General features: G+C 55.0%; 8 protein-coding genes and 2 pseudogenes. 4 read left to right on the forward strand and 6 right to left on the reverse strand.

All coding sequences use genetic code 11. The annotated features are described in order from the left end of the window. The first annotated feature begins 187 nt into the window (after window positions 1-187). Together C8K58_RS04855 and C8K58_RS04860 are read left to right on the forward strand one after the other, a co-directional pair. A complete protein-coding gene (locus C8K58_RS04855) occupies window positions 188-1,102 on the forward strand; it encodes a LysR substrate-binding domain-containing protein (protein WP_108573189.1) in 915 nt (304 codons plus the stop codon). Window positions 1,103-1,255: 153 nt separating this feature from the next. Further along, the gene (locus C8K58_RS04860; protein WP_108573191.1) at window positions 1,256-2,524 is read left to right on the forward strand and encodes an integrase arm-type DNA-binding domain-containing protein; all 1,269 of its coding nucleotides are present in this window, start codon (window positions 1,256-1,258) and stop codon (window positions 2,522-2,524) included. Between the two features lie 638 nt (window positions 2,525-3,162). Here the strand turns inward: C8K58_RS04860 and C8K58_RS33025 are convergent. The 3 genes and pseudogenes from C8K58_RS33025 to C8K58_RS04875 form a co-directional block, all read right to left on the reverse strand. Then, complete coding sequence (locus tag C8K58_RS33025) at window positions 3,163-4,035, reverse strand: methyl-accepting chemotaxis protein (RefSeq protein ID WP_371921647.1); 873 nt, start codon at window positions 4,033-4,035, stop codon at window positions 3,163-3,165. Next, a pseudogene (locus tag C8K58_RS33030) lies at window positions 4,021-5,097 on the reverse strand (methyl-accepting chemotaxis protein); the annotation flags it as partial. The gene C8K58_RS33025 and the pseudogene C8K58_RS33030, both read right to left, overlap by 15 nt. A 1,285-nt stretch (window positions 5,098-6,382) precedes the next feature. Beyond that, entirely contained in the window at window positions 6,383-7,108 is a 726-nt protein-coding gene (locus tag C8K58_RS04875) for an SDR family oxidoreductase (RefSeq protein WP_108573195.1), read from the reverse strand. Between the two features lie 100 nt (window positions 7,109-7,208). Here C8K58_RS04875 and C8K58_RS04880 point away from each other — a divergent pair, with 100 nt between their 5' ends. After that, window positions 7,209-8,027: a LysR family transcriptional regulator gene (locus C8K58_RS04880; protein WP_108573197.1), complete on the forward strand. Its 819-nt coding sequence runs from the start codon at window positions 7,209-7,211 to the stop codon at window positions 8,025-8,027. Window positions 8,028-9,899: 1,872 nt separating this feature from the next. Here the strand turns inward: C8K58_RS04880 and C8K58_RS04895 are convergent. After that, a pseudogene (locus tag C8K58_RS04895) lies at window positions 9,900-10,801 on the reverse strand (ABC transporter substrate-binding protein); the annotation flags it as partial. A 277-nt stretch (window positions 10,802-11,078) separates the two neighbouring features. Between C8K58_RS04895 and C8K58_RS04900 the strand changes: the two are divergent. After that, a complete protein-coding gene (locus C8K58_RS04900) occupies window positions 11,079-11,861 on the forward strand; it encodes a 5'-nucleotidase, lipoprotein e(P4) family (RefSeq protein ID WP_108573322.1) in 783 nt (260 codons plus the stop codon). 106 nt (window positions 11,862-11,967) lie between these two features. Here the strand turns inward: C8K58_RS04900 and C8K58_RS04905 are convergent, their stop codons facing one another. Both C8K58_RS04905 and C8K58_RS04910 read right to left on the reverse strand, forming a co-directional pair. After that, window positions 11,968-12,753 carry a cyclase family protein gene (locus C8K58_RS04905; RefSeq protein WP_108573201.1) on the reverse strand — a complete coding sequence of 262 codons (786 nt, stop codon included), beginning with the start codon at window positions 12,751-12,753 and terminating at the stop codon, window positions 11,968-11,970. Further along, the gene (locus C8K58_RS04910; RefSeq protein WP_108573203.1) at window positions 12,750-13,748 is read right to left on the reverse strand and encodes a fumarylacetoacetate hydrolase family protein; all 999 of its coding nucleotides are present in this window, start codon (window positions 13,746-13,748) and stop codon (window positions 12,750-12,752) included. The genes C8K58_RS04905 and C8K58_RS04910 overlap by 4 nt, the downstream gene beginning before the upstream one ends. Window positions 13,749-13,767: the final 19 nt, after the last annotated feature.

The following is a 13,767-nucleotide window of genomic DNA, read 5'->3' on the forward strand; positions in this document are numbered from 1 at the left end:
TCGACATGTCTGTCATTGATTCCGCATCTGAGGAATAGACCTCAAGTATCGTAGGAAAACTCAATTAGCCGGTGCAGAGTACCAGCCTTTCCCCGTAAGATTCATACCGGTCACGCGTCTGAATGGACCTTCAGGGCTCTTATATCGCCGTTCTCGTCAAATAAAGCTGACTCTTCCAGGACACAAGATGAACCGTAACGACCTGCGTCGTGTCGACCTTAACCTCTTGATCGTATTCGAAACCTTGATGCATGAGCGCAGTGTGACCCGCGCCGCCGAGAAATTGTTCCTCGGCCAACCAGCCATCAGCGCCGCGTTGTCGCGCCTGCGTGGGCTGTTCGACGACCCCCTGTTCGTGCGCACCGGCCGCAGCATGGAACCCTCGGCCCGGGCCGTGGAAATCTTCGCCCTGCTCTCCCCGGCCCTGGACTCGATTTCCACCGCCGTCAGCCGCGCCGCCGAGTTCGACCCGGCCACCAGCACCGCGGTGTTCCGCATCGGCCTGTCCGACGACGTCGAATTCGCCCTGCTGCCCCAACTGCTAAAACGCCTGCGCGCGGAAGCGCCCGGCATCGTACTGGTAGTGCGCCGCGTCAACTACATCCTGATGCCCGGCCTGCTCGCCTCCGGCGAAATTTCCATCGGCGTCAGCTACACCGCCGACCTGCCGGCCAACGCCAAGCGCAAAGTACTGCGCCGCAGCCTGCCGAAGCTGCTGCGCGCCGACAGCGTCCCGGGCTCCCTGAGCCTGGACGACTTCTGCGCCCGTCCCCACGCCCTGGTGTCGTTCGCCGGCGACTTGAGCGGGTTCATCGATGAAGAACTGGAGAAACTCGACCGCAAACGCCATGTGGTGCTGGCGGTGCCGCAGTTCAACGGGCTGGGGACATTGCTGGCAGGCACGGACATTGTCGCCATTGTGCCGGACTATGCCGCCGAGGCACTGACCGCCGCAGGGGGGTTGCGCGCGGAAGAACCGCCGTTGCCGGTGCGTTCGTTCGAGCTGCATATGGCTTGGCGTGGGTCGCAGGACAATGATCCGGGGGAGCGGTGGTTGCGGTCGCGGATACAGATGTTTTTTGGGGACCCCGATAGCCTGTAACGGAATCCCACTAAATTCCATAAAACCGTTTTATAACAACAAGTTATTGGTTGCTTAAGTCCATAGCCGTCTGTCTAAATCCAATGGATTCTACGACCCATGGGGGCATAATTGGGGGCAAATTTCGGTTCCTTAAAAAGGATGCCCCCACCGATGCCCCCAGATAATGCGGTTGTTTTCAAACGAAAACTCAGCGATGCCTTGATCCGCTCACTGACCGAACCTGGCAAACACGCCGATGGCGAAGTTCCTGGCCTCTACTTGGAGGTCAGGGCGTCGAGTAAGGTCGGCAAATCCCCTTCCAAGGTTTGGCGATTGAAGTATCGGCTGCATGGCAAGGAAAACCGCTTCTCCATCGGCGCTTACCCCGACATTAGCCTCAAGGAGGCGCGCGACATTGCCCGCGGCGCACGCCGCGACGTGGCTAACCACACCGCTCCGCTCAAGGCCAAGACCGCCAAGATCGAGGCACAGTTGCTCAATGAAGAGCGCACCTTCGCTTACGTGGCTGAGCAATGGTTGGTATTCAAGTCTGCCGAACTGGTCACAAAATCCATCTCGGGCTTTACCGGAGCGCTGAACAACCACATCTTGCCTGCCATTGGCAAAAAACCGATCAGCGAGATCAAGTTGGAGCACATTACTACGATCATCACTGAGTTGCGCCGCCAGCGCACCATGGCCATGGCCCGGCGCGTGCGCACCATCATACGCGCCGTTCTGGGTTTTGCCGAAGGTCGCGGCTGGGTGGAGCGCAACGTGGCGCTCAGCAACATTGAGGAGTTGAAGATTCGCCACATCGTGACCAGCAACCCGGCAATCGAAAGGCCATCCGACCTGGGCAGGTTTCTTCTACGCCTTGATGACTGCAACGACGGCAGCGTTGCCACCGCAATGCGCCTGCTAGTGATGTTGCCGGTCCGCCCAGGCGAACTGGTGCAGATGCGCTGGGAAGATGTCGACTTGGTGGGCGCCGATTGGCGTTATGTCGTGAGCAAGACCAAGCATCTGGACAAGAGCAAACACATCGTGCCGTTGCCTGAACAAGCCTTGGTTCTGTTACGCGAGCTACATAAAACCCGCGTGGTGGATGAAGAAGGCAAAGGCTGGGTGTTCGTCTCGCCGGTCTATCCGGGACGCCCCATAAACCCGACCTCCATGCTCAAGTCCTTTCAGCGTATTTGGCCGGAGTACAACATCACTGCTCACGGCTTTCGCGCCACCTACCGGACCATAGCCCACGAGCATTTGGGTATAGATCCTATCGTGCTTGAACTATCTTTATCTCACCGAATGCCGGGTGCGCTCGGGGCAGTGTATGCAAGGGCTCAATTGCTGGCGCAACGCCGAGAGGCTGCCCAACAATGGGCAAACTACCTAGATCAGTTGCGTCAAAACGCGGCGCAAATAACCACAGATTGACGATACAGCGAATACAAATCAGGAGATTGGAGCAGGAAACGAGACTCGCACCTGGCGTCCGACCGATTGAAATCTAAGGGGTTTATTTTTTTCAGGCCCAGCAAAAGACTTAATCCTGAACTTATTCTCGGGGTATTTCAAGAGCGAAAAGATTAGAAGTTCGAAGGCAAGCGTTTGGGCTCCGCTCAAACCCAAGCGGCGGCCAACGAAAGCGTTTTGTTCATGTCTAGCTCGAAAGTTTGCCCTGTACGGGATTGGGTTTATGCGTAGATGCGAATAGGGCTGTTAGCCAGTCCCGCTAGATTTGCTGACGGTGCGTTGATGCTGGGCTTGCGATCCAGTTAGCAATGCGTAATGCCTTGAAAGCCCGTACCATCAAACACGTCTGCACGAACTTCATTAGAAGGTTACAACGGTGATGCAGGGCTCTGTTCGGTAACTCTGCCGCCAGTCTGCCCCCCCCTCCAATATCTGCCCCTGATTCGTATGCCCTGGCGAACACAGCTAAAATTAGCGCCAGCGAAGCCTGTGTACCCACGCGAGCCAGAGGGGGGGCGATATGAATAATCGAAGCACATCACGCAGACAGGAGTGCATAACATGCCGCTTCATTCTCCACAGGCCAAAGTGTTTGCGTCTCAGGTTTTGAAGTGAGAAGTCATTTTTTGCAAATCGTGGCCAAGGGAGGCCAACTCAATCGTCGCCGTTGCGCTTTCCTCGCTCGCTACCGCGGACTGATCGGCTACGTCACGAACACTCAGAATACTGCGGTTGATTTCGTCCGCCACTGCACTTTGCTGCTCAGCGGCAGCTGATATCTGCAGACTCATTTCCTGAATCGTGCCGATGGATTGGTTGATTTGGGTGATTGCCTGTTCGGCCTTATGTGCCAACTCGACCGTGTCCAATGTGCGCTCGCGGCTGGATACCATCAGGGTAGCGGCGGCCTGCGTGCCTTGCTGCAAGGCGAGTATCAGCGTTTCAATTTCCTTGGTTGAGTCCTGCGTACGTTGTGCAAGTGAACGCACTTCGTCAGCAACCACCGCAAACCCGCGCCCCTGCTCACCTGCCCGCGCGGCTTCGATGGCCGCGTTTAGTGCCAGCAAGTTGGTTTGTTCGGCGACCGCTTTGATCACATCAATGACTTTGCCGATTTGCTCGCTGTCCTGAGTGAGTACCGTCATGGCGTCCCCCAGCTCTTCGATTGCCTGGGAGAGCTCGTTGATTTGCATCGTAGCCTGCTTGACTACCGCGCCTCCTTGACGTGCCTGCTCTTCGGCAAGGGTTGCCGCAGCTGAAGCGTCAGTGGTGTTGCGCGCCACTTCCTGAACGGTAGAGGCCATCTCATGCATCGCAGTGGCGACCTGATCCACTTCAATTTTTTGCTGGCGAACACCTGCGCTTGTCTGCTCACTCATGGCTGACAGTTTTTCAGCAGACATCGAGATTTGAGTAACGCCGCCGCCGATACCCTGCACCAACGTGTTCAACTTTTGCGCCATGTCCTGCATAGCGTTTTGAAGGTCGCCCAGCTCATCTCGGCGCATCGACTTAGCCTGCACTGTGAGGTCGCCTCTGGCGATACGGCGAGCCAGTTCGACGGTGAGCGCGAGCGGCGAGGTGATCTGACGAGAGATAACGACGGAAGCAAACAACCCCACCAACAACGCCATCAAGGTCAAGATCGCCACCTGAATAAAAGCGCTCTGCTGGTCGGCACGCGCCAGGCGCTGCTGGGTATCCATCAGGCCGGTCATGATTTTATCCATGACGTCGCTCTCTTGATCCACTTGCTGTCGCAGGCTCTGCTTTTGCTCGAAAAGAGCAGAGACCTGAATCAGCACGTCGCGGTATTGACGCATGCCGGAATACGCCTCTTCCAATTGACTGGCAAGTGCCACAGGCAGGCTGGCACGGGCCTTGTTGATGTTACTGAGGAACCCATCGGTGGTATCCAGCAGCAGCTTTTTGTTGGTGGCGTCTGGAACGGCGATGTAGCGGCGCAACACGAGACGAAACATCGTCATGCCATTCCGCAAGTCAGCCACCGTACGCAGCTCAGCAATACGCTCGCCCCCAGGTTGCTCCAGGGCGCTATTGGTGGTGGTTTCAAGCAGTCGAGAGAAGGTGTCAACGAACTTATCGGACAAAGCGCCCAAAGGTTTCAGCGCACCACTGGTGGACATGTCGGTTTCGACGAGGCGATTGACCTTTTGATCGTAAGAGGCTGCACTGGCTTGCAGTTGCGTCAGAGCCTGCTGATTCTCCGCACGTGTCAGTGAAACCAACGCCTTGGAGATGTGCCCTTGCAAGGCGCTGAACTGAGCACGATAAGCCTGTAGCGCGGTTTGGTCAGCGGTGGCCTCATACTGTTTTTCTGAAAGACGCATGTCTTGTGCCGCATCGTTAAGCGTACCGATCAAGCGCGTGGTGTCCAAACGATCAACGAGGATGTTGTTGCTGGTGTAGCCGACGAGTGCAACAGCCAGCACTGCCAGCAAAAGAGTGCCAAAGCCGATCCCCAGCTTTCGGGAAACCTTAGTATTGTCTAAAAATCTTGCCGCTACTGCCATTTTTTGGCCTCAAATGCCATCACGTCATTAATACGCAAGGCACAATTAGTTCTGGCAACCACGGTTGCCTTCAGGGGTTGGGTGTCGTCATCCAAGGCGAGTTTTTAGGGTCAGTTCCACTGTCCCATCTGAACGAAGCGTGTGCGTGCACACTGATGCGCTAAAACGAGACACGTTCAATCCACATGAACTTACAGGCGGGCTCAGGTTGAACAGCGATTTAACGTTTCAGCTAAGCCATCGGCGGGGGACTGTATGAACTTTAGAATAAATTGTACATTTTTAAATTTTTGTACAGCTTTTGAACTTTTTTACAATCCGATGAAGCGCTTTGCCATCATCTAGCCGCTGACGCCTCGCTAGCAGTTCCCTCCATGTCTTGACAGCAACGTAGAGGTATGCAAACAGAGCGTGATGGATCGTCCAATTCGATCTCTACGCGATCAGCGCTACAACAATTAATGGGAAATACTTCACGGGATTGAGCGTGATGGCGAAGATCACGGCAAAAGACCAGAATCTATTGCCAGCACCCTTTAGTTCGGCATATCTCGAAAAAACCTATACATAGCCGCAAGGCATGCACAAGAAAATACGTTGATCACTGACGCTTTACTATGATGGCGAGTGCCCCTTCTGCGCGCGCGAAGTCCGGGTCCTGCAACGGCGTGCTTTGGAGACTGCCTGCTGTTGGTTCAAACCACATACGTTGATTTCGATGCCAAGGCATCGAGCTTCACGCTGGTACAGATGCAAGCATTGCTGCATGCCAGGTTCGGCAATGGAAGCTGGGTGACAGAGCTGGACGTCTCGCTGTGGAGCCGGCGCGCAGTCGGTTTGGAAGCGTGGGCCGACCATTGAGCTGGCGATAAATCAGACCGTTCATCCCCTGATTTATCGCCCGTTCTGCCGACTACGCCTCCAGTTAGAATGGTTGCCTCATCCCGATGGCAGTCGTCGGTGCAGTGACAACTTGGATCGACGGGGCTCGCAAGCAGGCTGATCTCTTGGGCCCATTTCAGGGGAATCTGGGATTAATTACCACTTTAATTACTGCCGCACTCGACGGTTGAGGGCATCCTCAAACCGCCTTCATCTTTTGAAAACAGGCAGCAGTCGGCCAAAAGCTTCCCTGCGCGAAAGGCAGTTATCAGCCAAAAGCAGATGACCAAACACAGGTTGACTGTTGTTAGCAGGCAACCGCCGACATTGAGTCAGGTGGAGGAAAGGCCTGCCTACTCAACCGCACCCATTAATCGTTTGCATCTACATTTAGATGACGCATTTACGCCTGCTGACGCGTCGCTGCCATTACGATCTCGCGGATGCAGACGCTTTGCGGCTGTTCATAGGCATAACGAATTGCGCTGGCGACATCGTCGGCAGAGAGCACCACGCCGCCCATGCCGGCTTTCCAGTCCTGGTACCCAGCCTTAATCGCCTCGTCAGTCGTGTGGCTCAGTAGTTCGGTTTCCACAGCACCAGGGGCGATAGTGATGACGCGTACATTGTGGGCGGCCACTTCTTCGCGCAGATTTTCCGATATGGCGTGTACCGCGAATTTGGTGCCCACATAAGCAACGTGGTTCGGGAACGTCTTTCGCCCAGCCACAGACCCAACGTTAATGATCGTGCCATGATTGCGCTCAATTAGACCACCGAGCACGGCGTGGATGCCATTGAGCATGCCCTTAACGTTAACGTCGAACATACGATCCCACTCCTCTGGGTCCTGGTCGCTCATATTGCCTAGCAGCATGACACCCGCATTGTTGATGATGGCATCAACCGGCCCGTATTGCGCTTCGGCTTCCTGAACAGCGGCCAGCAGCGCCTCGCGATCAATCACATCGACGTCTCGGCAAAGTGTCTCAGGCAAGCCAAGTTGAACTAGGCGCTCGACTCGGCGGGCCAGCAGCAACAAGGGGTGGCCCTGGGCAGAGAACAGCCGCGCTGAGGCCTCGCCTATACCCGAACTAGCACCGGTGATGATGATCAATGGCTTTGTCATGAATATGTCCTGTTATTGAGTTTTCAGATAACCATCAGTGTAAAGACGTCTATAAGCGCGATAAAATGATTAATTACTCTCGCAGGCATCGTTAATACCTATGGATATCCGACATCTCAAGGCCTTCATCGCGGTGTTCGAAGAACGCAATATCACCGCAGCCGCGCAACGCTTGTGCATCAGCCAGCCCACCTTGTCGGTGACCATCAAACAATTGGAAGAAGCACTGGGTGTCAGCTTGTTCAAGCGCGGATCCCGTGGCGTAGAGGTAAGTGAGGCGGCGCGCTCACTGTACCCCCAGGCCTGTTCGCTGGTGGGCGAATCCGACGCCTTGCGCCAGCGCTTTCGCACTCGTGAAACACGCCTGCAATTAACGCTGGGCATCGAACACGACATAAGTCCCCGGAATGTAAGTGCGTTGCTACGCTTCGCCGTTCAGGCCGTACCTGAGCTCTATATTACCCTCCAGAATGGTTGCATAGGCGATGCCCGCTTAGCGGTCGAAGAGCAGCGTTGCGAGGATGAACTGTTCTTGCCGATCTGGGAGGATCCGTTTGTATTCGTGACCGCCACGGACGCACACCTGGGTACGACTAAGGGCCTTTATCCCTGGATCATCTGTCCCGATCACCCCTCCCACCAGCGTGTGATGCCGCTATATGGCAACTCCACAGCTGCTGCGGTAGCCAGCAGCAGTTCATTGCAACAGTCGCTGCTGCTTGTAGCGGCCGGGATAGGAGTCGCAGTCCTGCCTCGCTCTTTGGTAGAGACGATGCAAGGCGTTACGACCCAACTCATCAATAGCCCCCTACCAAGCCGTAGGGTGGGGTTGTGTTATAGCAGCAAGGCACTGGATAACCCATCCTTCCGCCTGGTACATGATGCCGTGCGAGATGCTCCGGCTAATGCTTGGACATAGCAGCGCGACGCTCCCTTGGCATCAGCGTTGCCATTGTCTACGGCAGGGATACAGGTTTGAATCGCCCCTACTTCAGTAAAGAATTAACGGCCGCGTTAAGCAATCTGTAGTTATTCCCGTAGCCGTTATGGATCGATAGGAATCGTTCATGAATGACCACTTCTGGCCGATTTCTGCCGGTCCCGACCGGCAGCTTTGAGTCGATTTCTGCCTGTGGCCACCGACGCAATTCGACCCAAAACCGCCCTTCGTGAAGGGCGGAGATCGGCCAATAGCACACACTCAAGTATCGACTATGCTTGGGCGATTCAGCCCTATACCTGAAGGACCTAAACAATGGGGTACCTTGTCGTTGCTCATGCGATGAATGTGATGCCGGACTTAGAACCACTTTCTACCTTACCGACGAGCAATGGGTGGTCATTGCACCAGGATGAAAGCGCCACTTCGTTCTACTTAGACACGTTCAAGGCTGGCGAAGAACGGAAACGTCTATGCCACCCATCAAGCATGTACCGCTTGAGCTCCTTCAAGAATTGGCAGCGCTATCGCGGATATACAAAGTGCTTAAGGATGCTCAGCTAGCCGACTAATTCAAGAGAGCTTTCCTGAATGTGAATTTAGCGCTAAGTAAAAGCCTTCAATTACACGTTTGCAGCTTTTGCACGGATGACGACGGGCTGGATTTTGTGTGTGTATCGTCGAATGGTGAACTGCAAAGGCTGCGTTGCGTTTGCGGTGATCTGGATATCACCTACTAGCTTGGGACGGTCACGATTCAGCCGGTTCTGATAGATGGCGTTGAAGGCACCGGCGCAAGTGGTCTGCATGACCCAGAGAGCGGCATTCACGTCTTGGGTCGGAACATAACGCCCTCGTCGTTACTGCATGCGGTGACTTCAGAAGAAACCACTCGCTTTCTACAAGCAGAAAGCCCCCCTCTGGGTCTAGGTAGCTTCGATGGTCTGGACGTCGCACCGGTAAAGATTGCAGGCTCTAAGATTGCCTCGCTGAAGTCTGAGGTGATTGCTCAGAAAGCGTGGTGGAGGCGGTGGTAGTTGTTTCGACAACTTCGACCCAAGCCAGGAGGTTTTTCGGGGAAAAGTAGCCAATTATCAGCATCGAAAAATTGGGGCCGATAATGGGGACCAATTTTCAAAAAGCTACCCGTCACGATGGGCTGCAATCGGCCAAAAGTGAACATTCGCAGTCAATAGGCAGCAATAGCGAATGATGTTGTTCATTGCCAAGTAGGGCAACGACAGTTCTGTCTTTGCCTGCTGGATGAAACTGAAAATAGACCTACCGCATCCCTGCGAGAACGTGATAAATCAAGCCCCTTTTCAACGCAAAACATCTCAAGGACGCCCATCAAATACGATGATGCAAGCTGGCACCATGCCGGAGACTTTCCAGCAGGCCAAACACAGGAGCATGGCGGCACACACATAGCGCTTTTCATGAGATGGTGTTTTGTTAGAGGCTGGGCTGGCGACATTCATGTCGAGGAAGAGCCTGAAGCAGTCGCCCGCGTGATCAGCGGCGAACTCTCTGCCACCGATTTTCTCTACAGGTATTGCGATGGAAAATTTAGTGAGGAGGACTTAAACGACGCTGGGAATGCGATCGCACAGCACTATTACGGGAGCCGTGGCCTATACCTTAACGAATACGCCGACCACTTTGGCAACTTGATGTACGTTGCACCGGATTCCGCGCACGATGGCGCCGGCGCCGAAATGATCCAGTTGCCGAGATATCACTGACCCGGGCAGACTCCTTGCGAACCACTACTTTTACTGGATTTGTGTTGACTTGAGAGTGGGTTAATCCCACGTCAGCACGTGGGGCAATTCAGCGTTGGCGTTAACAGTCAATCACCTGGTGCTTGGCGCTAGCCTTGATTCGATTGGTAGAGCGTGGATTAACCCCGGTTATCACGTGAATATCGCTCGCCTACAGGGCGTTGACACGTGACGACTCATCACTGATGGCAATGCACTCGATCTCGTCCAGGAGGGCAGTCCCGGCTTCCAGTATTGAATGTTGCGCACCATGAGCGAACGAATACCGGGCTTGAACTCCTGGACCTTAAAAGGCCCAGTGCCGATGCCAAGCGCGAAATCTGTGGTGCCGGCCGGTACGATCAGCAGGTGCGAAACCGCCAGAATAGAGGGTAGCTCGACGTTGGGGGCGCTCAGACGAATCTGTAACTCAGAGGGGCCGGTGGCTTTGATCTCTTCAAATTGATTCATCAACGCCATCAATTTTGAGCCGGTAGCAGGATCCTTGTGTCGTGACAGGGAGAACACCACATCGGCAGGATCAAGCGACTTGCCATTATGGAAAGTGACGCCCTTGCGCAAGGTGATGGTCCAGAGCGTCGAATCGCTGGTTTCGATACGTTCAGCCAACTCCATCTGCGGGACAAGCTTGTTGTCGAACCGCGTCAAGCCGTTGTAACACATGTACTGACGTACATAATCGGTGGACAGTGAACCCTTTGCCGGGTCCAGGGTATCGGCGGTGGAACAGGATACCGCCGCAACACGAATACGACCGCAGGGTTTGCCAACCCCTTCCCCGCCTGCTGTTTCTGCGGCCAGCACGCTTCCTGCTGCACCAAACAGGCCGCCCGCGCCAGCAGCGGCCACCCCGACAATGCCAAGCATGCGTAACGCTTCTCGCCTTGAAACACCGCGTTTCAAACACTCGAAAATGCGGAGGCTATCGTCACCTGTGGTCAGCGTGGCGTCGGTTTTTTTGTCGGTCATACCTGTCCCCAATGGTTGGATTAAGCGCCCTGCCACCAAACAACCAAGTCACCCGTGCAGCAAAGCAATCAGCAGCGGCTGATCAGACGCTCTTTATCGGAAGGTAAAAGAAGGGGATTACGCCCCATTGATCTATAAACGCGACACCTGTATTGAGCAGAAAACCAGGTTGATATAAAACACATCAGCCGTTTCCACACCGGCTCAATTCGCAAATAAGGGCTAAAAAGTGAACATAAATAAAACGCTGGCCGCACCTTTATTCGTTTCGATGCTCATGCTTCATGGAAGCCCAACTTTTGCCGAGCAGACCGCCAGCCCGCCTTCAAATCTTTTGACGTCCGCAGTCGCCTGGAAACAAACAGCCGCTGAGTTTGAGGCGCTTTATTACCAGGGCTTCAACGTGGCGAGGAGTCAACTGGACCGCGCGCTCCAAGCCCACAAAAAAGGCGACCGCCCACTGGCAATCATCAGCGATGTCGATGACACCGTCCTCAGCAGCAATAGCTATTGGGGCTACATGGTGAACGCCGACAAAGAGTTTTTCGACGACAATGCCTGGGACAAATGGGTTGCCGAGAATGGGCCGGTCGCCACTCCCGGCGCTGTGGATTTCTTGAACTATGCCAAGTCAAAGGGTGTAGAAGTTTTTTATGTGACCAGTCGCGATCAGGGTGAAAAAACTTTTGAATATGCGTTGGCAAATTTACGCAAAAACAACCTGCCTTTTGCGGATGAGAAGCACCTGACGGTATATCGCGACAGCTCCAACAAAGAACCACGACAAACAGAGATCGCCCAAGCGTTTAACGTTGTGGTGATGCTCGGTGACAACCTCAACGACTTCAAGCGCAAGTATTACGTGGCTGATGTTCAGCAACGCAAGCACCTGATGGCCGAAGACCAGCAACAGTTCGGGCGCAAATTTATCCTGTTCCCTAACCCTACCGATGGGCATTGGCTCAAGGCTGTTTTTGGCGACTCCGAACCACCTGCAACGCCTGAAAATCGCGCTAAGTTCAAGGCTGCAGCGGTCTCTAATGCATGGCAAGCGAAGTAACCCTTTAAGCCGCCAAGTCAACATGAGACGGTCTCACCTTGACTTGGCCACAGGTTGATCCGATGCAGCACAATCCATTGTCGTTCAACGCTGCCGAACGACGGGATTACACCTCAAAAATCGCTACAGCGCGTACAAACCCAGCCGATGCATGTTTGATCTTGTACGGAAAGCACGAAACCTCAAAACCGTGTGCTGGCAAACACTCAAGGTTGGACAGTTTCTCCATCTGACCGTAGCCAATATCCCGACCGGCCTTGTGCCCTTCCCAAATAATCGAGGCATCCCCTGTCGCTGCAAAACGCGCACGTGTATGACTAAACGGCGCATCCCAGCTCCATGCATCGGTGCCGACGACCCGCACACCGCGTTCGAGCAAATACATCGTGGCTTCCCGGCCTATGCCGACACCTGCGTCCAGGTAACCCGGCTCACCGAACAGTGCGCCGGCACGGGTGTTGACCAACACAATGTCCAACGGCTGCAAGACGTGCTCGATGCGTTCGAGCTCAGCCTCGATTTCAGCCGCGCTGACCACATGCCCATCCGGCAGATGACGAAAGTCCAGCTTCACGCCAGGGCACAGGCACCATTCCAGGGGCAACTCATCGATACCATAAGCCGGTTTGCCGCCATCGGTGGTTGATGCGTAGTGCCAGGGTGCATCCATGTGTGTACCGCTGTGGGTGGTGATCTGCAAGCGCTCGGCGGCCCAGCCTTCGCTGCCGGGAAGGTCCTCGATACGCAACCCCGGAAACATGGCCAACAACTCAGGCGCGCCGGCCTGGTGATTGACATAGTCGATTTTCGGCAGCAAGGGCGGCGGATCGGTGTACGGATTATTGTCCAGGGTGACCGACAGATCGACCAGGCGACGTGTACGCGGTTTCATAACGAGGACTCTTGAATAAGGGAAGGTTGGGCCACGATGCATTGATCGATAGCACCGAAGACGGTCTCGCCTTCGGCATTGAGCGACTCAATCCGGATTCGATCGCCAAAGCGCATGAACGGCGTGCTCGCCTGGCCATGATCAATCATTTCGATCGCACGACGTTCAGAGATGCAGGCAGAGCCCGCCTCACGATCAACGCTGGAAACGGTCCCCGAGCCAATGATGGTACCGGCACGTAAACGACGCGTGCTGGCGGCATGCGCGATCAGATCGGCAAAGCTGAAACTCATCTCTGCGCCGTTGGGTTGGCCGAACCACTCGTGGTTCCAGCTCACCAATAGCGACAGACACACACGACCGTCTCGCCACGCAGCCCCAAGCTCTTGGGGCGTCACTGCAACCGGCGAAAAACTCGATGAGGGCTTGGCCTGGAGAAAGCCGAAGCCAGCCTTCATTTCACGTTGAATGAAGCCACGCAAACTGACGTCATTGACCAACATGACCAACCGGACATATTGCAAGGCTTGCGAAGCCGGACAGCCCATCGGCACCTCATCGACGATCACCGCAAACTCGCCTTCGAAGTCGATCCCCTGCTCTTCGCTGGGCAGCACAATATCGTCGCAAGGTCCCAGGAAGTCGTCGCTGGCGCCCTGGTACATCAATGGAATATGTGCTTCGGCCTGTGGTGGCAGATTGAAAGCGCGCTGTACCAAGTGCCCGTGATTGAGAAATGCCGAGCCATCACACCATTGGTAGGCCCGGGGCAAGGGGGCTTCAGCTTGTGTCGCATCGAACGCGAAGCGCCCCAGCGCCTCGCCGCGGTTCAGGGCTTGATAACGCAGGCTCAAGGCCGTTTCGGCTGTTGACCAGTTTTCCAGTGCCTGCTGCAACGTCTTAAACGGCCTGGCCTCCACGGCGTAACGTAAATCCCAGGAGACGACCACAAGCCGGCCATCACGGCTACCGTCCTTCAAGGTAGCGAGCTTCATAGTGCAATCCTCGTATGCT

Source organism: Pseudomonas sp. GV047, assembly GCF_003058245.1.
Lineage (GTDB): Bacteria > Pseudomonadota > Gammaproteobacteria > Pseudomonadales > Pseudomonadaceae > Aquipseudomonas > Aquipseudomonas marginalis.